Consider the following 25451-nt stretch of genomic DNA (forward strand, 5'->3'; position numbering starts at 1 on the left):
CGCTATATCCTCTTTTCACCTATCACATCATCAACGTAAAACTCTTTACTGCTCGTGGTGCTATGATAAGTTCCTCTATTGTCGTATATATTCTGCTTTCTATTTTCCCAAAATTAGCACGACAATACAAGTAGTAAGTTCAGGACAAGAAATAACCCCTTCAACTATTGAAGGGGAATGGAGATTTCTTTGCTACCATCAAGGTAAGATGGGTAGGAATAAACGTAAATTCGAACAGGGTTTACAATTTCACTCAAATCATAATTGTCTACAGATTCTATATACTCTTCATTAGAATGAGTACTTGAAGAATTGAAATAAAGTGAATTGCCTTCTGCATCGATGCCTCCGGAGAATATAGAACTAATCGTCGACTCTTCATCAATCATTATCTTCGACCGTAATGAACGATGGTTCATAACTTCTAATTCCAAATCGAGCTGTTCAGGTACATATAGTAACTCATTATTCTCAAAGTCAACCTCAATATAATCCTTTCCTTTAGGTAGAGCTTCAATACTACCTAGTAGTAAGGTTAACTGCTCAGGTTCGCGGAAGAAGTTACTTTGAATGTTATAGCCAACTTCTCCATCACGAATGTTCCCCCAGCCAGAAACACCATTAAGTATTCCACCCCACTGTTCACCGTGCTCATCAACCAATTTAATTTCTTTAATTTGTAGTAGTTGCATTGTATTATGCTCATCAACCAATATTTTCACCTGTGCACGTAGCGGTGAAATACTTAGCGACTGTACTGTAAGACGTTGACCATCGATAGTGAACTCTTCGTTCAATTCATAATGCTTCGTCACTGCAATGGGTTGCTGTAAAGTGAATGGAATATTGAATTCTGTATTATATTCATCCTTAAAATCTATTTCTAGACTAAAGCTGGCATTTTCATAGCTAATTGGTTCAGACACATGAACTTCGATCTTATCTTCAATAATAGTAGTTGGAACTGCGCTAAATCCTGAGGAACCGTAACCAGCTTGCATCGCCTCCCCATTTTGCAATATATTGATTCCACCCATATTCAATCGAGAAATATCATATGGTGCTTCTAATGTATAAAATACAATCATCCCTGATTCATCAGCAATAATACCGTCTAATGTTAGTGTCAAATCATTATTCGTTACTTTAATATTCAACGGCTCATAATATTGCTGGTCCATAATATCTTCGATTCCTTTATCCCAAGTAATGAGATCAACCACCCGATCCATACCAGGTATTTTCGCTACAGTACTTGCAAACACAGGTGATATCCGAATACTTGTGAAGAAGATGATCAGTATTCCCATTACTATGCTTGCATTACGTACCCATAGTAGTTGCTTTGTTCTAGTACGTTCCCGCTTCGCTCTTTGTAGCCCTGCTAATCTAGCAGCTGCTAACTGTTCAGTCGGAACAACAATTCCATCGAGTGTCTCAGCATACCGGTCGTAGTTAACTAATGCTTCGTTCTCCATTATATCCCCTCCTCCTTGAACAATAACCGCAATTTACGAAGTGCATAATGCAATCTTGATTTCACTGTTCCTTCTGGGATATTCAATGATTGAGCAATATCTACATTGCTTCGATCTTCGATATACTTCATCATAATTAGCTCCCGTTGTTCTTCACTTAAACTTGATAGTGTATCTAGAATCTCTATTTCTGTAGCTTGCTGGGATTGATAATCTAATTGTTGATCAACTACTTGTTTAATCGGTATTTCCCGCTTCTGTTTGCGCAACATATCTTGACATAGATTAATTAATATTCTCGTTAACCAAGTGCGAATATATTGTGGTTCTTTAATGGAACGTATATTACGAAAGCTACGATAGGTAAGTTCCTGCATCGCTTCAAGCGCATCATGTTCGTTACGCATATAGCTGTAAGCAATACGATATAGCTGTTGTTCATATTGCTGCATTAACTCCACGAAAGCAGCTTCATTTCCCGCTATAGCATATTTAGCAAGCTCATCATTAACCATATTTTCATCACCTCGACTCTTTCGTATGTCTCTATATGTATTAGACTGTCTAGTCATTCATTTCGTTCAATGAATTGGGATAATTAAAATAACGTTTATACCTATATTTATCTAACTGTAAATAAAACAAAAAATCCACTCCAAATTAGAGCGGATTACAATGTTAACGTTTCTATTATTTCTTTTTTGAAGATTCACCTTTTCTTACGCTCCATCTTTTCTATTTTATATGTTAGCAGATCTATTTGTTTTTGCATTTGCTCAATTTGTTGGATTAAATCTGATTGATCATCAGAGCTTTGATTCTTTTCTTTGTCAAATTGTTGAAGTGCCATACCCGCAGCAACAGCAGCAATTCCATCACCTATTGTAGCAAGTGTCCCTCCCAAAAAGGCAAGTTTCGCAATGTATCTGTCTTCTGCATCACTATTTTGTTCTGTTTGTTTATTTTTTTTATTATTCATCGCTAATCCTCCCTTACCTATTTTATGCCTATAGGATGAATTGTGATTATCCTAAATAACAGTTTAATGAGTATAGAGCATTTTCGGGAGGAAATATATATCATTAAAAATCCCCAATATCAATTTTTCATAACAAAAAAGAGCGATCAAAGTAGTCATTTCCGAAAAAATGATAGTTTGATCGCTCCTGTATTTTATTAAATAGTATAAGTTCTTATTGTGCGTGCTTTTGCATTAGTGAAATTTGACCTGCGTGAATACCAGTATGGTACATTAGTTGAGAAATTGCATCTAGTGGAGAGAATGTTCCACGAGGCGTTTTCACTTCTTTATTCCAATCTTCTTCTGGTAATGCCTTCATAGCGGCAATAATTATAGCGTTAGATGCCTCAAGCAAAGCGACTAGCTCATCTACATTATCGAATTCGACTGCAGAATTACCGGGACCACGTAATGTGTGATATTCAAGATCAGCAGGTTTCGGCGTTCCGAATACCCATTCTGCATATACAAATTCAACTTCAGCACTATGTCTGATCATATGACCTACGGAAGCAGGACCAATCGACAATGAAAGAGATTCTTGCGGCAATTCCTTAACCATCTTGTGGAAACGACCTTGTAAGGACTTCCACATTGCAATTACTGTTTCTGTATTCATATTTCTGTACCTCCAGCGGTTTACATATTAATAGATGACTATTACCCGAACTGAAAATTAATTATTTACTTTCAGGTTTTCCAGGTTTAACATCTTGACCATGTGCATCACGGTTAACATGATCGAAATGTTCGCCTGCAAAGTCAACATCGAACGCTTGACCAAAACCAATAACATAACGGCCATTAGCTAGTGTAAGTTCGAATAATGAGAAGTCTAATGTACGAAGCATTTTGAATGTTGGAGCACCAAATTTCTCTTCGAATTTCGCGAATACATCTTCAAAACCTTCATTACCAACGTTTGCAGCTTGACCCTTAAAGCGAGCACGCTCACGAGCAAAAATGTTTTTAGTGGCAGATTCATCAGCAACTAACATAACGTCTACAGCAGGGTTGTTTTCCATGTTTTGATAATGCTCAGCTATACGACTAAGGTAGATATATACTTTACCTTCATGTTCAACGAATGGTGCATAAGATAAGAATGGACTACCATCTAGACCAATTGTGCTTAAGAAAATAGATTTCATTCCACCCACTAATTGTTGGTAGTTCTCTTTCAATACATTCAAATCCATCGGTTTAATATTCATCATAACTTTATCACTCTTCCTCACGTTACTTTTTTTTATAATATGAATTCGGGGTACTTGATTGTATAAATCAATTTCAGATTCAACACCATATACATCTCGAATTAATTCAGTTGTAATGATTTCGCTTGGAGCACCATACGCTTTTACTACACCTTCGTTAATGACACAAATTTGGTCACTGTACGAAACAGCATGATTCAGGTCATGTAATACCATGATTACCGTAATACCTAACTCAGCGTTCAATCGTTTCACTAGCTCAAGTACTTCCAGTTGATGAGCAATGTCTAGATAAGTGGTCGGTTCATCAAGTAATAGAATACGAGGCTTTTGTGCCAATGCCATCGCAATCCATGCGCGCTGCGCCTCACCACCAGATAAGCGATACACTAATCTATCGCGATACTTTTCCATATGAGTTTGCTCAAGTGCCCACTGAACAATGTCAGTATCCTCTGTAGTCATCCGTTCATACCATTTCTTATAAGGCAAACGTCCATAGCTAACTAACTCGCCAACCGTCATATCCTGAGGACTTGTGTTAGATTGCGATACCATACACATTAATTTAGATATATCTTTAATTGACATATCGGTTAATGCTTGATGATCTAACATAATCTCGCCACTTGCTACATTAATTCGCTTAGAAATTGCTTTAAGAATTGTAGATTTACCTGTTCCATTTGGACCAATAATCGAAACTATTTCGCCGTCGTTCACTTGTAAAGATACATTTTTAATAATCTGTTTATCCGAATAATTGATAGCAATATCTTTAATCGATAGCATATCTACGCTCCACCCTTCCGCATAAGATACAAGAAGTATGGACCGCCAATCATCGCCATAACAATACCTGCAGGGATCTGAATCGCTCCAAATAAAGAACGACCAATCATATCTGCAATAAGGAGCATAATTGCACCTAGTAAAATACTAAATGGCAAGCTAAATCTAAAGTCTGAGCCAATCAACAATCGTGAAATATGGGGAACAACCAGACCTACAAATCCTACTAACCCTACCATTGATACAGAAATTGCTGCGAGAAATACAGCTAATACCGATAGAATTAAACGAACACGATTCATATTCTGTCCCAAATTATGCGCTGTCTGTTCACCTAGACGTAGTATATTAATTTTGCGTATACATAATAGCGCAAAAATCCATCCTGCAATCGAATAAGGTAAGATAAACCACACATCACCAATGTCTTTTCCTGCTAAACTACCATTCATCCATTGAACAGCAGCAGGTAGTCGATCACTATAAAGTAATTGTAGTAAACCCATTAACCCACCAAATATTGCATTAACTGCGACACCTGACAAAATGATTCTTACAGGCTGGAAGCCTATAGAACGTTGCCATGCCATTGCATACACCATAGCGGCAGCAATCAATCCTCCTGCAATTGCTCCTACAGGAACCAACATACTTGATTGTGGCATAACTAGCATAATAAATAGTGCAGCGGTGGCTGCTCCACTTGATACACCAGTAACTCCTGGATCTGCCAAAGGATTTTGTACAACAGCTTGCAAAAGTGCACCTGAAATTGCTAGATTTGCTCCTACAATTAATGCTAGTATAACTCGTGGTATACGAATGTCCCATAAAATAACAGAACTAGTATCGTCACCATTTCCAAGCAAGGTTTGCAGGGTAACAATAGGATTAACGCTAACACTGCCTATACCAATAGCAAAAAGTGCAGAGAGGACCAGTACGACACCTGCGATTCCAATCATAGCTGACTTCTTTCTTGTCGATCCCTCAGACACTACCTGTGCACCTCCTATTGCCTATCATGAATTTCAGCTACAAATGAGCTTTCCAACCAATTATAGCGATATTGATAATTATTATCAATATATATGTATGTTTTTATAATAAAAAAAGACTCTACATCACATTGTTAATCAACAAATGTTAGTAGAGTCAAACTTCGACAGTATCTTTAGATTGCATAAATAAGTAATTCATAAATTGTTCCGTTGTAAGATTTCCCTTCTGCTGATTGCAGGTAAGACATGCACATACGCAATTAGCAGGAGTCGTATAACCACCTTTGGCACGTGGTAATAGATGATCGATCGTATCTCCGCTTTCACCGCAATAATGACAAGTCAGATGATCTCTCATCAAAATAAACCTTCGAAATTCTTTGTTACTATAGACCATACGAATCGTGTATGGATTAATGATAATCGCTGCCCCTTCTTTAACTAGTACTTTAGCTTGCTGCGGATCAATTTCTTCATACCATCTACGACCTGTATCTGATCTTCCACGCATCCTTACAACACCACGGGAAGTTGGTCTAATATCATCAGCACGAACAATACTATTCTCACTATTCGGTGATTGACGATGGTAAGAAGCTGGCTGTCTTTTCTTCCTTGTCCATTTAGCTCTCCCAGTATTATGAGGAACTGAGAACGATAGTGTCTCGGCAACTTGTCCACGACCCGCCAACGAAGTTCCAGCTTGTCTGCAACGCTTACATGTTCCACGTCGACTATTCTGACTTTCTCGGCGACCTGTCCGCCTCAAGAAATCACTAATCGGCTTCTCTTGACCACAGCTTATACAGTACTTCTTATTTGTTTCAACCATAGCATTAACCTTCCATCCGATTGATGATATAGAAATTATAACACAAATATGTACAGACATTTCATTAATCAAAACAACAAACTTCCCATAATTTTTCCACAATTGTGAGAAAAGTCACTTCCTGTATAAACCTTACTCTATTATAGTATACTTATTAAGAAATTGAACAATAACAACGGTTCATGGAGGAGATTATAATGAGTAAAGCTGTTATCATTCCTGAAAATCCAGTATCTCGTTTTCTATTCAGTAGTACACAAGCTGCTTGGTTCTGGTTAGTCGTTAGACTTTATGTTGGTTATTCTTGGATCACAGCAGGTTGGGGTAAAATTAATAATGACGCTTGGGTTGGCGAAAATGCTGGTACTGCCATTAAAGGATTTATGGGCGGAGTATTAGCTAAAGCTGAAGAAGGAAAAGACGTAACTTCTTGGTATGCAACATTCGTAGAGAATGTAGTTATTCCAAATGCGAAAGTGTTTTCTTACATGGTAGCTTTCGGTGAAGTTCTTATCGGTCTTGGTCTAATCGTTGGTCTACTTACTGGTATCGCTGCATTCTGTGGTGGTCTAATGAACGTAAGCTTCCTATTAGCGGGTACAGTGAGTTCTAACCCTGTATTATTCATTCTTGCAACTTGGTTAGTATTAGCTTGGAAAAACGCTGGTTGGTATGGTCTTGACCGTTGGGCATTACCATTACTTGGTACACCATGGTCTGGAAAAAAGAAAAAAGAAGATGCTAGCGAAACTACTGTCGAAGCGTAAAACTTATTATTACTTGAACTAATTGAACGGTAACGCGTTATATACATTATAAAAAGAGATTTCTGTGAGGTACTTAGCCCTCGTAGAAATCTCTTTTTTTCGTATATCGATAACGAACTATATCCATTAGCTGTTAAAGTTAAGTATTAAAGACTTTAGTTTGGAGGGTATGAAGGGCATCCTCGACCGCAATTAAATCCGCCTCAGAAAGATCTGCAATCCTCTCACTAAATTGCAAATATATTTGTGCAAAAGCCTCATCCATCATCTTCGTTCCTTGCTGTGTGAGATGGATATAGTATTTACGACGATCGCTATCATCCACAATTTTCTCAACCAGCTGTTGCTCTGTTAATTTCTTCAGCTCACGACTAGTATTCGGCATAGACATTTTCATGCAATCACTAATATCACTAAGTAAAGCAGGTGGGCTTACCGCTAGATACTCCATAATTTTATATTGTACCGGCGTAATAGAATCAGACTTCACATCCTTAGCCATATCATGCGACATTTGATGCACCGATGATATAAACGGAATGAGTTGTTGAAATAATGCGTACTTGTCCATTGGATCACCTCTAATAACAACATAGCAAATTAGTTATTAAAAAACAATTATTAATTGACAACTAATTTGTTCATGTGCTACATTTTACTTATCAATTGATAACTAAAAGGAGTTGCATCGTAATGAATTTGCTCGTTATATACACTCACCCGAATCATCAGAGTTATAATTATTCGCTGTTCGAGGAAGTAATGAAAGGTGCCAAGGAGAATGCTCTAATTAATGAAGTTCGAGTATTAGATCTATATGAAGAAAAGTTTAATCCTGTACTTTTCTTTGATGCCCAGCATCGAAGAAGAGATATGCATAAAGATCCAAACCTTGAGAAATATAGAGAACAAATACTTTGGGCGAATAAAATCGTTATGGTGTATCCGATTTGGTGGGGGCGTCCACCGGCAATGTTACTTGGATATATAGATCAGATGTTTGCCTCAGAATTTGCCTATCGTGATACGAAAGGATGGTTAGCGGAAGGGCTTCTTAAGGGGAAATCAGTCGTCTGTATCTCGACGATGAAAGGTCCAACTTTCTATCCACTGCTATGGTTGAATAACTCTCATAAAGTTTTAATGAGAAAAGCATTATTTAATTTTGTTGGTATTAAGAAAGTGAAGTTTTTTGAATTTGGCTTCTCTGAAAGTCCAAATGGCAAACATAAACAAAAGCAGCAGCAGATCTATCGTTATTTTCAAGCGCTACGAGTTTAACCATAGTAGTAAAATACTATTGCTCTCTTTACTTTCTATTTAATGTAGAACAACCCCAATCCGTATAGTAAATTGGGGTTGTTCTACATTGTTTGTATTCGTTTTCAAAACTCTTGAATCTCAGCTACTTTTCTGTCGTAAGTGCTATTCTTAGTTCTTACTTCTTCTATTCGCTAGATCTGTAACAAGCTGATTCGTTTTTTGTTTGTTCAGCGGATAAGTGAACACTAGCAAGAAGAACAAAATAGTAAACACAATAGCAGGTACTAATGTACTTAGTGTGAATATTCCATGTAACGCTTGATCTGTCTGAACTGCTTTACCGGACTCATAACCAACAGCTTGTATCGCAAATCCACCAATACCACCAGCGATCGCTTGACCTACTTTACGAGCAAAGGAATAAACGGAGTACACAGTTCCATCTTCACGTAGACCAGTCAAATACTCATGATAATCGATTACATCTGTTACGAAAGCCCATACGACGATGTTGAAAAATCCAAAGCCGAATGCACCAATTGACGAGATTAAGATAAAGTTAATTGCAGATAGGTCTGGCAGGAAGAAGAGCGTCAAATATACAATAGCAGCTAGTACCATTCCTATGGAAGCGGTTTCTTTTTTTCCTAGACGTTTAACTAATGGCTTTGTTAAAGGTACCGCAATAAGAATACTAACGACTTGGACTAAACCAGCAATACTCAATGCGGATGCATTGCTGAAATAATTTTTGAACAGATACACATTAACTGCACTTAACAACATATTGAGCATCATAAAGATAAGCGATACGGAAAGAATAGAAATTAATGGTTTGTTCTTCATGAGTCCTTTAAGAGTCGTACTTAACTTTGTCTTCACGATGGCAGCATCAGCAGCCGGAACATTGCGCTCAGTCGACATCTTGTAACATGCCATATAGCTAGCTAATGACATTATGCCAAATATGATGGCAGCTATTAAGAAACGATTTGAATTTGCTTCATTATCCACAAATAATACTAAGGGACCTACCACACCAATTAGCATACCAGCTATCATCGCACCCATTGTTCTAAACGTAGATAATGCTGTACGCTCAACTGGGTCTTCAGTAATTACTGATGCCATTGAACCATAAGGGATGTTAACAGTACTATACAATGTACCCCAGATAAGGTACGTAACAAAAGCATAAATAAGATAGAAATTATTGCTCATTCCTGGTATATGCACAAACATTAGTACACCTGATAGTACTAGCGGAAATGACATTCTAAATATCCACGGTTTGAACTTTCCGTGTTTAGTTGCTCTCCTGGAGTCGATAAATCTCCCCCAAGTGACATCAGCTACCGCATCCCAAATCCGGGCAATTAAGAACAATATACCAACTGTTGCTGCACTGATGTTAAAAATATCGGTGTAGTACACCATTAAAAATGAACTTACAAGAATAAAAAAGAAGTCGTTGCCTAGATCACCGAACATATAACCTAACTTGTCACGCAAACCGAATTTTCGATTGATGACTACCTGTTCGTGGCTTACTTGATTTCCTGTTGATATCCCTGGTTGACTCATAATATGACCTCCTCAACGACCTGATTGCATATGCTTATTTGTAGGCTCTGATTCATCTCATTGATCAGAGCCTACGCGGTGTCATTTCATACATTAGAGACTAATAGTCACTATACTCACCTTAACTCTTTTTAATCTTAGTTAATTCTTTATTGAGCATATACAATAATTTTTCTGAGAAGACCTCAGAAGCCATAGTAGCAAGCATATCAAATGAGAAACCTTGCGCCATAGGGAACATAGGATGTTGGGTGAAATCACCTAAATGTTTTGTAACAACTGCCTTCGCTTCTTCGTTCTCCATAATTGTTCCTATCGTACACTTTGTAGAGTACACATCATCTGTAATGACTAATTCTTCAACGACAACATCTGTCGTATCAGGCATTTCGAACCAGTTATCTACAATTCCACCCTTCGCTTCAGGTGCCTCGTAGCTCTTGTTCGCTTCATTCACTTTGTTGAAATGAGCTGTATCTTCATATGTTGCGCCCTCTTGGTCCGCACGTACTGTAATCTCGTTAAGACCATCGCGTAAGGAGATATTGTCAAATTGGAACACACAATCCTCACTTGCCACTGTAGAATGCTGCACTCCATTTACATACAAAGTTACAGAGCTACAATTAGAGTAAACTTTAACACCTATTGTTTCATCTACGCGATCAACGAATCGTTTGCTTGTAATGTGGACAAATTTCTCTTCTGACCAATTCGCCTTGTACATATAGAAAGCATCCTTCTTAATCTTGCGATCGTAAGTCACTAAGCCTTTATTATTACGTCCTTTCACGCCACCTTCATCACGAATGTTAGCTCCGAAGTCGAACATATTCCAAACATAAGTGGACCATAGGAACGGACGTTTCTTGAATATTCCCCATACGATTTCATGGTAAAGTGCATGATATTCCTCTGTATAATCCTTTACCTGAGGATCATTTGTATGATATTGAATAATTCCCTCTGCACCATACTCTGAGATACCTAGTTTTACATTAGGATTTTTTTCGTGGAAGCCATCAAGCCAACCTGCGAAATCTTGAGCTTCGCCGTTATACCAACCATAATATTTGTTATAACCAAGCGTATCCGTTACCGTATTGTAATCATCATCATCTGGAACAAACATAACATTCGCCATCGTTGATAAACGAGTTGGGTCTTCTTTCTTCGTTAGTTCATTTAATTCAGATACAAGCTTACGTAACGCTGGTGTCTCACCACCGATTTGAATTTCATTCTGAATACCCCAGAACATAATGGATGGATGATTGTAGTTCTGTCTAATAAGTTCCGTCATTTGTTGCTTCGCGTTAATTCCTTCTAGCTCGTTTTTCGACATGACCGAGATGAATGGTATTTCAGCCCATATAACCATACCTTCTCTATCGCATAGATCGTAGAAGTAACGATTATGTTGATAGTGAGCTAACCTAATTGATGTAGCCCCTACTTCCTTGATCAATGCCATATCCTCTTCTTGCTCTTGAGGTGTAATTGCCCAGCCCATATCTTTACGATCCTGATGACGTGACACACCATTAAGTGCAAGATGCTTACCATTTAGGAAAAATCCCTGCTCCGAATCAACATGGAAGTAACGAATACCAACAGGTATCGATAAATAATCTACCGTATCGTTGAAGCTAGTTAATGAAACATTAGCTTTGTACATGTATGGATTTTTCTTGCCGTTCCACAATGTTGGATTGTTAATGCTAACTGGCATTTCTACGATCTCTGTAGCGCCAGCTTGAATCATAACTTCCTTAGCTGCATAAGCGACTATTTTACCACTTGCATCTACAATGTCTGCCCATAAGCGAACTTTCTGATCTTCCACGCTATCATTAACAACATTAGATCTCACCGTAAGTGATGCTAACTCATCCGTCACTTTATCTTGTTGGATGTAAACACCCTGTGAGCCATAATCCATTAGATCAAAGTGCATATTATTTACAACTACTAGGTTTACATTACGATAAATACCACCGAAAAATGTGAAATCTGCCATCTGCGGATACACATCATCAACTACCGTATTATCTACTTTTACAGCCAATGTATTAGAATTTCCAAATTGCACGACATCAGTAATATCAAATCGGAATGTGGAGTATCCACCTCTATGCTGCCCCAAATGTTGTCCATTCACATAGACATCTGTAATGCTGTTCGATCCTTCAAATTCTATAAATACTTTATTTCCTTGTACTAGTGTATCTACTCTGAATGACTTCCGGTACCAACAAGCACCTTTAAAGAAATCATAACCATTAGCTCCGTCAACTGCATTCCATGTGTGAGGAACATTTACCTGTTCCCAATTGGAATCATCATATTGTGTATTTTGTGCTAACTCATCATTTTGTTTTAGAAATTTCCAGTCATGGTTCAAACTTTTGATTGTTCTCATTTTATTTCCCTCCGTATTCTATATTAATAAAACCCTTGTTTTTGTAAGCGATTACATTTAACATTATAATTCAAATTTCTCAATTATAATCGCACGCATTTGACTCGATTCGCACAAAACTTGCATCTTCAAAAAAAAATTGCTTTAATATTATTAATTTACAGAAATCTATATCAGGGATGTGACTTCTCAAATGGATAATCTATATGAAGATTTTCACACAACATGTACACTTATTCATTCCGTAACTAAGCAGGATACACGGTTTATTGGACTCGATGGGGTCGCTCATTTCCAACTTGTTGAGCATTCCTTACCCATTGCCATTCAACATCAGGTCGAAACATATAGTACAATTGCAGAATTAATACAGGTAAATCCCCCTCAAAGTTATTACTATTACACCAATACGTATGGTCTTGAATACATTGCCGTTGGCTATTGGCGAGAGGAAAAGCTACTTGGTTATTTGCTCGTAGGACCATTTCTGTCTAATGTCCCAAGCTCTGATTGGATTAGTCAAATCATCATCGTCAACAACCTTCCAATTAGCGAACGTAATCATCTAGAAGCATTCTATACTTCGCTTCATATGATAAGTAGTAGTGACTCTGATCATATTGGTAACCTTCTCGTCCAACTCTCAATGCATCCCCTGATAGAGGCACAGCTTATCACGTCAGAGATCATTACAGCAAAGTTGGATAAAGAACAATTAAAAGAAAATATTGAGGAACTTCAAACGATTATTGAAATGAGATACAAGCTTGAGAAACAACTTATGCATCTTATTGAGAATGGTGACTTAAATAAATTACGGGATCTAATGAAACGAACTGTGAATATATTCGTCATGCCCGATCGTATCCCTGAGAGTCCGCTCCGTTCCGCAAAAAATATTTATTTTACCTTGAACACCTTATGTCGAATAGCAGCCGAGCGTGGTGGACTTCACCCTGTCTACATTCATCACATTTCTGAAAAATTTTCTATTATGATCGAACGTGCTCCTAATCTTCCCCATTTGAATAAACTTAGATTAATTATTCTTGAGGAATATTGCGGTGCAGTGAACACATACTCAACTTCTAAATATGGGCCACTTGTTAAACAAGCGGTTGCATATATTCAATTTAATTTGGAAAGAGAATTATCGCTTCAAGGCATTGCCTCGGAACTGCATGTGAATCCATCACATCTCTCTCGAAAATTTTTGCAAGAAACGAATCAGACTATTATAGATTTTATCAACCAGAAACGTGTCGAAGAGGCTAAACAATACTTATTGACAGGAACGATACCAATAACTGAAATCGCGCTTATGGTTGGATATAATGACCTCAATTATTTCGGTAGAGTATTCAAAAAGTTCACTTCACAAACACCTAGAGAGTTCGCAAAAAATCCGCTTTAAGTTCAGAAAATATGAGTAAATTCAAAAAAACTGACCCTCCGGCTTAATACCGATGAGACAGCTTAACTGCGGAACTTACTTTTTACCTTTAATATAAATGGAGCAAGCTCTCAGTAACTATATCTACTGGTAGCTTGCTCCTAAATAATTAACTATTTCAAAAATGTTTGCTCTCCGTCATAGGTACCAATAACCTTGTATAGATCCGGTCTACGATCACGGAAAACACCCCATTCAATACGCATCGTTTCAATTTGATCAAGATCAAATTCTGCAACAAGCACCGTTTCCTCGAATCGACCCGCTTCCGCCACTTTATTACCTTGTGGACCTGCGATAAAGGAAGATCCATAGAAGGTAATGGAAGAGTCTTCATCACTTTCCACGCCAATACGGTTAGAGGCTACGACAGGAACTAGATTAGAACCTGCATGTCCAAGCATACATACTTGCCAGTGATCTTTAGAATCAATGTCACCATCTTGTGGTTCAGATCCGATTGCTGTAGGGTAGAATAGAATTTCCGCACCCATCAAAGCCATACAACGTGCTGCTTCAGGGTACCATTGATCCCAGCAAATGCCGACTCCAATCTTCGCATACTTCGTATCCCATACTTTAAATCCTGTATCACCTGGATTGAAATAGAATTTCTCTTCATAGCCTGGTCCATCAGGAATATGACTCTTACGATATTGACCTAGAATCTCTCCATCAGCATCAATAATGACTACAGAGTTATAGCGAGCATTATTCTTCTTCTCATAGTAGCTAATTGGCAATACAACTTGTAGCTCTTTTGCTACTTGTTGGAAGTGCAAAATCGCAGGATTTTTCGTCAGTTCCGTTGCATAAGCATAATACTCTGCTTTTTCCTTCTGACAGAAATAATAAGTCTCAAACAGCTCCTGAAGTAAAATAATTTGCGCACCTTGTGCTGCTGCTTCACGCACAAAGCGATCCGCCTTCGCAATATTCTCTTCACGAGTAGCCTCACAGCTCATCTGCGTAGCCGCAATTTTCACATTTCTCATAGCAATTCTCCTATCCATTTGTTATATATTTTCTATATCCATCTAAGCATAATATCAAAACAACAACGCAATCCCAGCAAAGTTGGCATAAAGCCAACTAAGTGAGCAGCGCAGCGTCCTCACATGCGGTCAAAGATCTTCCTCGAATGTTCGGTAGTCAGCACCAAGAAGATGGCGTGAAGCTAGCGAAGTGAGGAGCGGAATGTACGGTATTGGTACATGAGCACCGGAAAGAGCGATGAACGCCATCTTCGCCGTCGAATCCGCTACTTTAGCATATCATCGTGATCACTAGCGAACACTTGGGAGTTGTTGGGTTGTGCAGTGAACGTTACCACCCTCACGTATAACACCCATCCCATTTACAGTGCGAATTCGACGATCCGGGTACAACGAAGATAACACTTCCATTGCTTTGCGATCCGTTTCTTCTGCAGTACCACCAAATACAGGTAGAATAATACCACCATTCACAAAGTAGAAGTTCAAATAACTTAACGTCAATCTAGAATCTTCGAAGTATACAGCCGGTGGTTGCTCGATTTCAATAATTTCTAATTTACGACCTTTAGCATCTACAGCGTCACGCAGTATTTGCAGGTTTTCTTGTGTAATGGCATAGTTATCATCACTAGGATCATAACAAACTTGCATAATAACTTTTCCAGGTGCTGCGAAACAAGCGATATTATCTACATGACCGTCTGTTTCATCGCCACTTAATCCATTTTTCAGCCAAATAACTTCATCTATATTGACATATTGCTTCAAAAGTTCAAATATTTGCTCGCGAGATAGATCTGGATTACGATTCACATTTAACAAACATTCCTCTGTGGTTAGCAATGTTCCTTCACCATCGACATGAATAGAACCGCCTTCCATCACAAGGGGAGCATCGAATTGCGTTGCACCAACATGCTTAATAATTTGCGGTGCTACAGCGTCATCAAGATCCCAAGGCGTATATTTCCCACCCCATGCGTTAAAGCCCCAATTAACTCCAGCAAGCTTACCATCTGTTGTCGTAACAAACGTTGGACCATTATCACGTAACCAAGCATCGTTATGCTCAATAACTAAGCATTCTACTGCGTAATTATGATTTGTTCCTACTTGAGCTTTTACTGCTATTTCATCTGCACCGTTAACAACAACAGTTACAGGTTCGAATTCTGCCATTGCTGTAATGATCTCAGCATAAGCTGCACAAACTTCCGCGTACATTTCAGGATATACCATTGAAGATTGAATCGGCCAAGATATAAAAGTACGTTCGTGGTTTGTCCACTCTGCTGGCATGGAAAATTGCTCTGTTCTAGAATTCATAATGACCTCCACTTTATATAAGTTAATCTATTATTAATACGTTGCATTCTAATTCTATTTCATAGATCAATCTACGAACAATCGCTATAACATCAATCATTATATACTAAAAGTACATGTTCAAAAAGAGGGCTTTCAGAATCGAGAAGATGAAGTGCTACTTGTGGAAGGATGAAACGCGAGTGTACGTTATTGGTACATGCGTATCTACAATGTTTCTGCAAGAAACATACATCGGAAGCTTATGTTAAAATTCCCAAGTTCGCTTCATATTCGATGTCGAATATGCTACAAAGCCAATCATCATCATCAAAGTCTGCTTTTTGAACTTCCTCTAAAAACATTTATTGTTCGATGCTAATGTTTTGAACAATTGGTAAACTAATCTTGACAGCTGTACCATATCCGCTCGCACTTTCTAATTCTACCCCATATTTTGGTCCATAAAGTAGTCCGATACGATGATGAACATTATCAATTCCAATACCAGAAACGGAACGTTTCTTCACTCGCTCTTTATTTTCTTGTGCGCCAACACCGTCATCTAATACTTCAATTAATAGACGATCTTCCTGTTGTCTGATAAAAATATGAATGGTACCTTTACGCATACCAGGGAAGGCATGGAAAAATGCATTTTCTACAAACGGTTGAATAATTAATTTAGGAATATACAATTCATTACAATCATGACGAATGTCAAATAATACATCGACTTGATCACCATAGCGAATTTTATTGATGTAGACATAATGTTTCAAGTTTTCTATTTCTTGATCTACCGTAACTGTATCTTCCGTCGATCCGATCGTGTTTTGCAACATCGCACTTAAACTTGTTATGGTCCGATCCACATCATCAATTCGATTCATCTTCGCCAAATATTTAATCGAAGTAAGAGTGTTGTATAAAAAATGAGGGTTGATTTGCATTTGCAGAGCACTCAGATCCGCTTTACGACGCTCATTTTGTTCAAAAATTAAGCTATTGGTATAACGATCGATTTCCTTCACAAGATGATTGTACGTTTTCGTTACTACTTTAATCTCATAACTGACTCCCTCTTGTATCGGGTGGCTATGCAATGAATCTACCTTAGCATTTTGCATTGTATCAACAAGTTCATACAGTGGCTTAGTAATTTTACGAGTCATAAAGTAAACCGATATAATAATTAGAAGAAGTACGATAACTACAACTTCAGCAATGCGATATGCAATTTTGTGTAATGGAGCAAACGCAATTTCACCATCTATTTCTTGTAATAAATAAGCATCGAATTCAGGGATATAGAAAGATATATACGTCATATCATTCTCTGTCATTATTCCATGCCTTTCAGAATTCGCTCCTAATTTAGCATATTCAAGTAATTCAGGACTAACTATATTCGTGTTATCACGTACACTGCTAGACATCACATAACCAGTTGATGTCACTAGAGAAATATCCGCCCCATCTGATAGATAAGAACTGTATATATCATAGATCGTTTGTTCATTCATAATAACAATCGTGTATCCATACATTTTTCTTTGGAAAGTATCCATCAAAGGTTTAGTAGCAAATATATATCGTTCATAGGGCACCGAATCAGCAAATAGATTTGGACTGCCATGATAGAGTATCTTCTGCTGGACTAGCCCATCTTTTACCATGTAATCTTCAATAATATTAGAAGGTACACGATCCCATTTCAAAGCATTACTTGAGTAATTACGATCTTTATTACTACCTACTCCTGCTACAATAAAATGCGTTTGGTCAGGACTTAAATACTCTTTGTAGGTATCGATATATCTACCCAAATTCATAATAATATTCAACTGATCAAGCGTTGACTTTGTTGGTTGCGTTAAATATTGCTTGAAAGCATCACTATTATTAATACGGACCATCGTATTGACAATTTGCTCGTTATATTTAAGCAATTCATCTCGTACGAGTTCCATATTTACAGAAGCATTTTGAGTGATTTGTTTCAATAATAATTGTTCAGCAATACGTGAAGTTGCAATCGTAATGACGACGGATATAATTAACGTTGCCGCTAGCATAATCGCAAGAAACTTCATAAAAATACTGTTTCGTCTTGGCATAGGATCACCTTTACTTAGAGTGTGAGTTTCGGTACTCAACAGGCGTCATACCTGTGAACTTCTTAAAGACTTTAGAAAAATAGTTATGTTCTGAGAATCCTATTTTCATACTAATTTGCGAGATTGTTTCATCGTTATATTTCAGTAATTCTTTTGCTTTTTCGATACGTAATTTATTAATATAAGCTGTTAAATTTTCATTCGTCCGGTGTTTGAAATACCACGATAAATAACTATAATTCATGTGAAACTTATCTGCTAGTTCAGATAAAGAGATATCTTGATCATAGTTCGCATGAATGTGATCAATAATTTGATTCAACAAATTCACTTCATTATGCTCGTTATGCTCATTGAACTGATCTTGAACCATTTGCATAAACAACGTCATAATTTCTTCTAGCTCATCTATTGTTGTTGCTAAATCGATCTTTTTGAACCATATGAGTTTTTCAGAACTTTGCTCTGTAAATGGCAACTTCAAATGTTCAAGATTACTCATAACGGTATAAATAATATGTTGAATAAATCGTTTTAGCGAGTACTCATCTAAAGCTTGTGTCTTTTTCACTTCCATAAAGTACTGATCAAAATGCTCTTTGGCTTGATTAATTGTTAACCACTTCAAAGCATTTACAAAAGGTTCATGTTCAAAAGCTACTACAATTGGATTCTGCTTAATCTCATTCTCAAGCATCATACTGCGTGAGCTGAAATAAATCACTTTGCTCTGTAACTCTTGCAATAATGTATATTTTTCTTTCAATAGATCAATTGAAAAAACCGTGTTGGAATGAAGAAATTTCAGTTGTGAATAACGTTCATTCACTTTTTTCACGAATTGAATCATAATTGATTTCAAATCCAATTCTTCCTCTGGTTCATGGTTAATAATGATCGCTATATGATGCTTTGTGAAAATTGATACATAGGAAATCGTATGAAATTGTTCATAGCATTTATCTAAAATAAATTGTTCAAGCTCATATTGACTGTTATTAGTAAGTGACTGTAGCCCAGCTGTACTTGTTACCAGCATTGTAAATTGGCTACTAGGTAAATAACTGTTTAACTGCTGCTTGTCTTCTTCTGAAAGATGATCTTCCTGTTCAAACCACTGACCAATAATAATGGCTGGCTCTTTCAATAAAGGGACAACCTGTGTACGCTGAATCGCACTAGGCTCGCAAGAATTATGAATTAGTGTAACTAATTCTTCTGCTGTTACTTTTGGCTTCAATAAATAATCATCCACACCATATTTGAACACTTCTCTTACTAGTTCAAATTCACTGTAACTACTCAATATTATTATTTTTATAGAAGGATGATGTTTTCGTAGATTTTTCACTAAATCTATTCCATCCATAATAGGCATCATAATATCTGTGATGACAACATGAGGGTGTACCTTGTCAATTAATTCTAAAGCCTCCATACCATTCGCCGCTTGCGCTACTACTTCTATGCCTTCTTTACTCCAGTCATGTAAATGAGTTAAACCCGTTCTAAATATCGCTTCGTCGTCTACGATCATTACTCTATATGATGTCATCGTCGTAATCACCTTTTTCATTTCTTCAGTTACATCTTTTTATCATATAACAAGTTAACATAGCAAGTATTCACTATTTCACCAAAAAAAAATTCTCTAAATTAATTACTAGTACACAAAAATAATACTATAAACATATTCTCAATCTTCATATTTCTATAATTTGTTCCATCTTAACACAAAATACTTATTATACAGCTGGGCTTATTTTTCTTAGAATTAACATGTAAACACAAAACATAGACAAGGGGTTGTAATAAATGAAGAAAGCACTTACAATTTTGCTTCTTACTGCGTTAATGACTGGTCTACTAGCTGCTTGTGGTAGCTCCAAAAATGAAGCAAACAACAGCACAGATTCCGGCAATCAAAAAGTAGTTGCTTGGGCATGGGATCCTTCCTTTAATGGAAAAGCACTAAAAATTGCTGAAGAAATTTTCAAAAAAGAAAATCCAGGATTTGAATTAGAAGTAATCGATATGGCGAAAGCTGATCTTGAACAAAAATTAAACACTAACTTAGCTGCTGGTGTTACTGATGGTCTTCCTGACATTATTCTTGTAAATGATCCTAACATTCAAAAATATGTAAATTCTTACCCTGGTACATTCACTGATTTCACTGATTCAGTTGATTTCACTCAATTCTCTCAATATAAAGTTGATGCATTGACAATTGATGAGAAAGTTTACGGTATTCCATTCGATATCGGTGTTACTGGTATGTTCTACCGTACTGATCTCCTTGCTGAAGCTGGTTACACTGCAGAAGATCTTGAGAACATCACTTGGGATCAATACATTGAAATCGGTAAAGTTGTAAAAGAGAAAACTGGTAAATTCATGTCTACAATCAACCCGAACGATGAAGCTTGGACATCTATTCTTCTTCAATCTGGTGGTAGCTGGTATATCACTCCAGAAAACAAAGGTAACTTCGTAAATAACCCAGTGATGACTGAAACACTTCGTCTATACAAAGCAATCGCTGATTCTGGTATTGCTAAACCAGTAACTGGTTGGAGTGAATTTGTTGGTAGCTTCAATGCTGGTGATGTTGCAACTGTAGTGTCTGGTGTATGGCAAATCGCTTCTATTATGGATGCGGCTGATCAAAAAGGTCTATGGGCTGTAGCTCCTACACCGCGTCTTGATATCGAAGGTGGCGTAAATGCTTCTAACGAAGGCGGTTCTAGCTGGTTCGTACTTGAAAAATCAGCAAATAAAGATCTTGCTAAGGAATTCCTTGGCGCTACAATCGGTGGCAGCAGCGAATTCTATGAGCGTTTCCTAACTGAAGCTGGTGGTGTTGGTTCTTATATTCCTTCATTCTCAAGCGAAGCATACCAACAAACATCTGAATTCTTCGGTAACCAAGCCATCTACGCTGACTTTACTGAATGGTCAACACAAGTTCCTGGTATTACTTTAGGTATGTACACTCAAGAAGCTAAAGATGCTTTGAAAAACGAGCTTCCTAACATTCTTAACGGTGCAGACCTTACGAAAAGCCTAGCTAGCATTCAAAAGCTATTTGAACAACAAGTACAATAATCTATAAGTTAGCGGGTGGTAATATGAGGGGCAAGTTCAATAAATCCTCTCTAATCGGATGGCAGTTTGTATTACTGCCATCCGCATTAATTTTATTGTTCAGTTTTTATCCGATGATACAATCCTTTATCCTTTCATTCGAATCAGGTAAAGGTAATGTTTCTCACTTTGTAGGTTTAGGTAACTATACTCGCCTATTCTCTGATCCAATGTTCTTACAAGCTTTATTCAATACGCTTTTATATTTAGTTATTCAAGTACCTATCATGCTTATACTGGGTTTAGTTATTGCCCATCTATTAAACTCACCAAAATTGAAGCTTAAAGGTTTTTACCGTACAGCAATTTTCTTGCCTTGCGTAACCGCATTGGTATCTTACTCCATTCTATTCAAAAGTATGTTTGCAGTAGATGGTATCTTCAATCAGATGTTATTAAATTTGCATATTATCAATGAGCCTGTAGCATGGTTGTTGGATCCTGTCTGGGCTCGTGTGGTCATAATATTAGCTATTACTTGGCGTTGGACAGGTTATAACATGATCTTCTACCTTTCTGCTATGCAAAACGTTGATCCAAGTGTTTATGAAGCGGCATCCATTGACGGTGCATCTAAATTCCGTCAATTCGTGTCCATTACCATTCCAATGCTGAAACCAATTATTTTATTTACAGCGATTATCTCTACAAATGGTACACTTCAACTATTCGACGAAGTTGTAAATATTACAAATGGTGGACCTGGTAACTCAACGATGACTATTTCGCAATACATTTACAACTTATCATTTGTATATACTCCTAACTTCGGGTATGCGGCTACTGTTTCTTATGCAATTGTTGTTATTGTTGCAGTGCTAGCTGTTCTACAATTGAAAGTCGGAGGTGAGAAGAAATGAAACATCTAGGCGCAATCGGTAAACATACATTTCTTATTATCGCTTCATTCATATCTCTGTTTCCCTTCGCATGGATGATTACTGGTATGACCAATTCATCAAGCGATATCGTTAAAGGTAAATTCAGCTTTGGTTCAGAATTTATGAATAACGTTAATAAATTGTTTGATACAGCAGATGTTGCTACTGCATTCACGAATTCTTTCGTCATTGCGATTGTATCTACTTTATTAACATTAATTCTTTGTTCTATGGCAGGATATGGATTTGAAGTATATCGTACGAAAGGCACAGATCGTCTATTCGGACTACTAATGTTATCCATGATGATGCCTTTCGCTGCAATTATGATTCCATTGTTCAAGTTATTCAGTACTTGGGGATTACTTAACTCTGCAACTGCAGTTATACTACCTGGTATGACTACTGCATTCATGATCTTCTTCTTCTTGCAAAATACGAAGTCATTCCCACGTGAATTACTTCAGGCCGGCCGGGTTGATGGATTGAACGAGTTGAAATTATTCACACATATTTATGTGCCGACTATGAAACCAACTTATGCAGCTGCTGCAATCATCACGTTCATGGCAAACTGGAATAACTTCCTCTGGCCATTGATTGCATTGCAATCTCCAGAGAAAAAAACATTGCCTCTAGTTGTATCATCACTAGCTTCATCATATAATCCAGACTATGGTATTATTATGGTGGCAATTATAATTACTACAATACCAACCATTATTATCTTCTTCCTACTGCAAAAACAGTTTGTACAAGGTATGCTTGGTTCAGTTAAATAGTCCATCTTTATACTTAGGCTATACTTGATATTCATTGGAATATCGAGTATAGCCTAAGTCTCAAAAACACGTTAAAAATTTTGCTTCCGATATACTTTTTATTTACTAGAAGTATTTCAGGGGGATAATAAAAAGTTGAAGATCTTGCTTCCGACGTACTTTTTGTTTTCAAGGAGTATCACAGGAAGACTACAAAAAGTTTAAGGGGATATATGTATGCAGAAGTTATTCTCAGATAAATTGCTTCACGGAGCAGATTATAATCCAGAGCAATGGCTCCATGATCCGGAAATATTGGCGAGAGACATCGAGTATATGAAAGCGTCCAGCAGCAATATAATGTCCGTTGGTATTTTTTCATGGGCAAAGCTTGAACCTAAAGAAGGCGTTTTTGATTTTGAGTGGTTAGATAGCGTTATCAATAATTTATATAATAATGGCATTAATATATTTCTTGCTACTCCATCGGGTGCTCGTCCCAATTGGCTTGCAGAAAAATACCCTGAAGTATTACGTGTAGGAGCTAACCGTCAACGTAATTTGTTCGGAGCACGTCATAATCATTGTTATACTTCACCTGTATATCGTGAAAAAATTACTATTATTAATCAAAAAATAGCAGAACGTTATGCACAACATCCAGCAGTGAAACTTTGGCATATTTCCAATGAGTATGGCGGCGAATGTCACTGTGATCACTGCCAAGATGCATTCCGTGATTGGCTAAAAAATAAATACGGTACAATTGAAGAACTTAATATGCAATGGTGGACAACATTCTGGAGCCATACGTACAGCGATTGGTCTCAAGTAGAATCACCTGCACCACATGGTGAAAATGCGATTCATGGTATGAACCTTGACTGGAAACGTTTCGTTTCTGATCAAACTCAAAACTTCATGAATCATGAAATTGCTGCTGTTAAGCCTTTTAACCCTGAACTTCCAGTAACCGCTAACTTCATGTACTACTTTAATGGTTTGAATTACTTTAAGTTCAAAAATGATGTAGATATCGTATCGTGGGATAGTTATCCACTATGGCATAAAAAAGATGACATCTCAGTTGGTCTAGATACTGCTATGATGCATGATATTATGCGCTCTATCAAAAAAGAGCCGTTTCTATTGATGGAAAGCACTCCATCAAGCACGAACTGGCAAAGTGTATCTAAGCTGAAAAAGCCTGGTATGCATCTATTGTCTTCTCTTCAAGCAGTAGCACATGGCTCAAATTCTGTTCAATATTTCCAATGGAGAAAAAGTCGTGGTTCTAGTGAAAAGCTTCATGGTGCAGTTGTAGCCCATAACGATCGCTCTGATGCAAGAGTGTTCAAAGAAGTTGCTCATCTAGGTCATATGCTAACAGAACTGTCTGATATCGCTGGAACAAATACGAATGCAGAAGTAGCCATCGTATACGACTGGGAGAACAAATGGGCAGTTGAAGATTCCCAAGGTCCTCGCAATAAGGACATGGGTTATATAGAAGAAGTTCAAGCTCACTACCGCGCATTTACAAAACAAGGTATTTCAGTAGACTTTGTTGATATGGAATGCGAGATCAATGAATATAAAATCGTTGTTGCACCAATGCTATACATGCTACGCGCTGGATTTGAGAAAAAGATGCGTGCTTTTGTTGAAAATGGTGGCACACTAATTACAACTTATTGGACTGGTATTATTAACGAAAACGACCTAATGTTCATGGGTGATGGTCCACATGATTTAACGGATGTGCTTGGTCTATATAGTGAAGAAATTGATGGCTTATACGATCATGAACTTAACTATGGTCAAGTAAACCAATCACTTGCTGAAGGTAAGCTACAAGGTAGTTATAGTTGTACTATGCTTTGTGACATCGTTAAATTGCAAGGTGCAGAGGCAATTATGACTTATAAAGATGACTTCTACTCCGGTAGTGCTGTCGTAACACGTAATCAATTCGCTAAAGGTGAAGCTTATCATATCGGAAGTCATTTCGAAGATGCTTTCTATGATGATTTCTACAATGAACTAGCACACAAACTTCAACTTGAAACTGCGCTTGATGTACAGTTGCCAGATGCTGTGTATGCTGCTAGCCGTGAAAATGAAACGACAAAATATGTGTTCATTCATAACTTCTCCAATCAAACAACGCCAATTCCTACATTAGATGCTCGTTACAACTTCGTAACTCGCTCTCGTGCAGATGTGGCTCAAGAACAATGGACACTTGCTCCATATGAAATGATTATTGTTTCTATCGCAAAATGAGAATAATAGAGCTTAGAGCAACGAATTAACGTTGCTCTAAGCTTTTTCTTTATGATGAAACAATTGCTTTCAATGTGACTTTCTATCGCAAGAAGTGTTATTATAGAGCAAATAAAAATAAGT

The 25451-nt window shown here is 37.3% G+C and carries 21 protein-coding genes and 1 pseudogene; 7 read left to right on the forward strand and 15 right to left on the reverse strand.

What is annotated here, in order from left to right; genetic code table 11:
* Positions 1-164 precede the first annotated feature (164 nt).
* From NAG76_04895 to NAG76_04930, 8 genes and pseudogenes are all read right to left on the reverse strand, one after another.
* Positions 165-1478 (reverse strand): DUF4179 domain-containing protein, encoded by a 1314-nt coding sequence (locus NAG76_04895; protein ID URN95584.1) that lies wholly within the window; start codon positions 1476-1478, stop codon positions 165-167.
* Entirely contained in the window at positions 1478-1993 is a 516-nt protein-coding gene (locus NAG76_04900) for a sigma-70 family RNA polymerase sigma factor (GenBank protein URN95585.1), read from the reverse strand. Before NAG76_04900 ends, NAG76_04895 begins: the two co-directional genes overlap by 1 nt.
* A gap of 194 nt (positions 1994-2187) precedes the next feature.
* Positions 2188-2457, reverse strand: a complete 270-nt coding sequence (locus NAG76_04905) for a translation initiation factor 2 (protein ID URN95586.1) — start codon at positions 2455-2457, stop codon at positions 2188-2190.
* Between the two features lie 214 nt (positions 2458-2671).
* On the reverse strand, positions 2672-3118 hold the full coding sequence (locus NAG76_04910) for a DinB family protein (GenBank protein URN95587.1): 447 nt from the start codon (positions 3116-3118) through the stop codon (positions 2672-2674).
* A 61-nt stretch (positions 3119-3179) separates the two neighbouring features.
* A complete protein-coding gene (locus tag NAG76_04915) occupies positions 3180-3650 on the reverse strand; it encodes a pyridoxamine 5'-phosphate oxidase family protein (GenBank protein URN96769.1) in 471 nt (156 codons plus the stop codon).
* Positions 3651-3737: 87 nt separating this feature from the next.
* Positions 3738-4508, reverse strand: a pseudogene (locus NAG76_04920) (ABC transporter ATP-binding protein).
* A gap of 2 nt (positions 4509-4510) precedes the next feature.
* Complete coding sequence (locus NAG76_04925) at positions 4511-5506, reverse strand: iron ABC transporter permease (protein ID URN95588.1); 996 nt, start codon at positions 5504-5506, stop codon at positions 4511-4513.
* Between the two features lie 157 nt (positions 5507-5663).
* Complete coding sequence (locus tag NAG76_04930) at positions 5664-6341, reverse strand: HNH endonuclease (GenBank protein URN95589.1); 678 nt, start codon at positions 6339-6341, stop codon at positions 5664-5666.
* Positions 6342-6538: 197 nt separating this feature from the next.
* Between NAG76_04930 and NAG76_04935 the strand changes: the two genes are divergently transcribed.
* Positions 6539-7108, forward strand: a complete 570-nt coding sequence (locus NAG76_04935) for a DoxX family protein (GenBank protein URN95590.1) — start codon at positions 6539-6541, stop codon at positions 7106-7108.
* A 139-nt stretch (positions 7109-7247) separates the two neighbouring features.
* Here NAG76_04935 and NAG76_04940 read toward each other — a convergent pair whose 3' ends face one another.
* A complete protein-coding gene (locus NAG76_04940; GenBank protein ID URN95591.1) occupies positions 7248-7679 on the reverse strand; it encodes a MarR family transcriptional regulator in 432 nt (143 codons plus the stop codon).
* A gap of 122 nt (positions 7680-7801) precedes the next feature.
* Between NAG76_04940 and NAG76_04945 the strand changes: the two genes are divergently transcribed.
* Entirely contained in the window at positions 7802-8389 is a 588-nt protein-coding gene (locus NAG76_04945) for an NAD(P)H-dependent oxidoreductase (protein URN95592.1), read from the forward strand.
* A 150-nt stretch (positions 8390-8539) separates the two neighbouring features.
* Here the strand turns inward: NAG76_04945 and NAG76_04950 are convergent, their stop codons facing one another.
* Positions 8540-9955, reverse strand: coding sequence for a glycoside-pentoside-hexuronide (GPH):cation symporter (locus tag NAG76_04950; GenBank protein URN95593.1), 1416 nt, complete (start codon positions 9953-9955; stop codon positions 8540-8542).
* A 121-nt stretch (positions 9956-10076) separates the two neighbouring features.
* Positions 10077-12377 carry a beta galactosidase jelly roll domain-containing protein gene (locus NAG76_04955; GenBank protein ID URN95594.1) on the reverse strand — a complete coding sequence of 767 codons (2301 nt, stop codon included), beginning with the start codon at positions 12375-12377 and terminating at the stop codon, positions 10077-10079.
* Between the two features lie 193 nt (positions 12378-12570).
* On the opposite strand from NAG76_04955, the gene NAG76_04960 reads away from it, so the two are divergent.
* On the forward strand, positions 12571-13791 hold the full coding sequence (locus NAG76_04960; protein URN95595.1) for an AraC family transcriptional regulator: 1221 nt from the start codon (positions 12571-12573) through the stop codon (positions 13789-13791).
* A 152-nt stretch (positions 13792-13943) separates the two neighbouring features.
* Here NAG76_04960 and aguB read toward each other — a convergent pair whose 3' ends face one another.
* The 4 genes from aguB to NAG76_04980 form a co-directional block, all read right to left on the reverse strand.
* Positions 13944-14825 carry an N-carbamoylputrescine amidase gene (aguB, locus tag NAG76_04965; GenBank protein URN95596.1) on the reverse strand — a complete coding sequence of 294 codons (882 nt, stop codon included), beginning with the start codon at positions 14823-14825 and terminating at the stop codon, positions 13944-13946.
* A 291-nt stretch (positions 14826-15116) separates the two neighbouring features.
* Positions 15117-16154, reverse strand: a complete 1038-nt coding sequence (locus NAG76_04970; GenBank protein URN95597.1) for an agmatine deiminase family protein — start codon at positions 16152-16154, stop codon at positions 15117-15119.
* Positions 16155-16498: 344 nt separating this feature from the next.
* Positions 16499-18253 (reverse strand): sensor histidine kinase, encoded by a 1755-nt coding sequence (locus tag NAG76_04975; GenBank protein URN95598.1) that lies wholly within the window; start codon positions 18251-18253, stop codon positions 16499-16501.
* Between the two features lie 10 nt (positions 18254-18263).
* Positions 18264-19808 (reverse strand): response regulator, encoded by a 1545-nt coding sequence (locus NAG76_04980; GenBank protein ID URN95599.1) that lies wholly within the window; start codon positions 19806-19808, stop codon positions 18264-18266.
* A 260-nt stretch (positions 19809-20068) separates the two neighbouring features.
* Here NAG76_04980 and NAG76_04985 point away from each other — a divergent pair, with 260 nt between their 5' ends.
* The 4 genes from NAG76_04985 to NAG76_05000 all read left to right on the forward strand — a co-directional run bounded on the left by NAG76_04985 (position 20069) and on the right by NAG76_05000 (position 25328).
* On the forward strand, positions 20069-21361 hold the full coding sequence (locus NAG76_04985; protein URN95600.1) for an extracellular solute-binding protein: 1293 nt from the start codon (positions 20069-20071) through the stop codon (positions 21359-21361).
* Between the two features lie 23 nt (positions 21362-21384).
* Complete coding sequence (locus NAG76_04990; protein URN95601.1) at positions 21385-22260, forward strand: sugar ABC transporter permease; 876 nt, start codon at positions 21385-21387, stop codon at positions 22258-22260.
* Positions 22257-23063 carry a carbohydrate ABC transporter permease gene (locus tag NAG76_04995; protein ID URN95602.1) on the forward strand — a complete coding sequence of 269 codons (807 nt, stop codon included), beginning with the start codon at positions 22257-22259 and terminating at the stop codon, positions 23061-23063. Before NAG76_04990 ends, NAG76_04995 begins: the two co-directional genes overlap by 4 nt.
* 216 nt (positions 23064-23279) lie before the next feature.
* Positions 23280-25328, forward strand: coding sequence for a beta-galactosidase (locus tag NAG76_05000; protein URN95603.1), 2049 nt, complete (start codon positions 23280-23282; stop codon positions 25326-25328).
* The last annotated feature ends 123 nt before the right edge of the window (positions 25329-25451 follow it).

The sequence above is a fragment of the Candidatus Pristimantibacillus lignocellulolyticus genome (assembly GCA_023639215.1).
GTDB classification, from domain to species: domain Bacteria; phylum Bacillota; class Bacilli; order Paenibacillales; family Paenibacillaceae; genus Pristimantibacillus; species Pristimantibacillus lignocellulolyticus.

What these genes read in the sequence shown, in the direction of transcription:
- NAG76_04995 (URN95602.1), top strand. Translation starts at nt 22,257, where the DNA reads ATGAAACATCTAGGCGCAATCGGTAAACATACATTTCTTATTATCGCT.
- NAG76_04980 (URN95599.1), bottom strand. Translation starts at nt 19,808, where the DNA reads ATGACATCATATAGAGTAATGATCGTAGACGACGAAGCGATATTTAGA.
- aguB (URN95596.1), bottom strand. Translation starts at nt 14,825, where the DNA reads ATGAGAAATGTGAAAATTGCGGCTACGCAGATGAGCTGTGAGGCTACT.
- NAG76_04960 (URN95595.1), top strand. Translation starts at nt 12,571, where the DNA reads ATGGATAATCTATATGAAGATTTTCACACAACATGTACACTTATTCAT.
- NAG76_04970 (URN95597.1), bottom strand. Translation starts at nt 16,154, where the DNA reads ATGAATTCTAGAACAGAGCAATTTTCCATGCCAGCAGAGTGGACAAAC.
- NAG76_05000 (URN95603.1), top strand. Translation starts at nt 23,280, where the DNA reads ATGCAGAAGTTATTCTCAGATAAATTGCTTCACGGAGCAGATTATAAT.
- NAG76_04905 (URN95586.1), bottom strand. Translation starts at nt 2,457, where the DNA reads ATGAATAATAAAAAAAATAAACAAACAGAACAAAATAGTGATGCAGAA.
- NAG76_04955 (URN95594.1), bottom strand. Translation starts at nt 12,377, where the DNA reads ATGAGAACAATCAAAAGTTTGAACCATGACTGGAAATTTCTAAAACAA.
- NAG76_04975 (URN95598.1), bottom strand. Translation starts at nt 18,253, where the DNA reads ATGCCAAGACGAAACAGTATTTTTATGAAGTTTCTTGCGATTATGCTA.
- NAG76_04900 (URN95585.1), bottom strand. Translation starts at nt 1,993, where the DNA reads ATGGTTAATGATGAGCTTGCTAAATATGCTATAGCGGGAAATGAAGCT.
- NAG76_04940 (URN95591.1), bottom strand. Translation starts at nt 7,679, where the DNA reads ATGGACAAGTACGCATTATTTCAACAACTCATTCCGTTTATATCATCG.
- NAG76_04945 (URN95592.1), top strand. Translation starts at nt 7,802, where the DNA reads ATGAATTTGCTCGTTATATACACTCACCCGAATCATCAGAGTTATAAT.
- NAG76_04950 (URN95593.1), bottom strand. Translation starts at nt 9,955, where the DNA reads ATGAGTCAACCAGGGATATCAACAGGAAATCAAGTAAGCCACGAACAG.
- NAG76_04985 (URN95600.1), top strand. Translation starts at nt 20,069, where the DNA reads ATGAAGAAAGCACTTACAATTTTGCTTCTTACTGCGTTAATGACTGGT.
- NAG76_04915 (URN96769.1), bottom strand. Translation starts at nt 3,650, where the DNA reads ATGAAATCTATTTTCTTAAGCACAATTGGTCTAGATGGTAGTCCATTC.
- NAG76_04910 (URN95587.1), bottom strand. Translation starts at nt 3,118, where the DNA reads ATGAATACAGAAACAGTAATTGCAATGTGGAAGTCCTTACAAGGTCGT.
- NAG76_04990 (URN95601.1), top strand. Translation starts at nt 21,385, where the DNA reads ATGAGGGGCAAGTTCAATAAATCCTCTCTAATCGGATGGCAGTTTGTA.
- NAG76_04930 (URN95589.1), bottom strand. Translation starts at nt 6,341, where the DNA reads ATGGTTGAAACAAATAAGAAGTACTGTATAAGCTGTGGTCAAGAGAAG.
- NAG76_04935 (URN95590.1), top strand. Translation starts at nt 6,539, where the DNA reads ATGAGTAAAGCTGTTATCATTCCTGAAAATCCAGTATCTCGTTTTCTA.
- NAG76_04895 (URN95584.1), bottom strand. Translation starts at nt 1,478, where the DNA reads ATGGAGAACGAAGCATTAGTTAACTACGACCGGTATGCTGAGACACTC.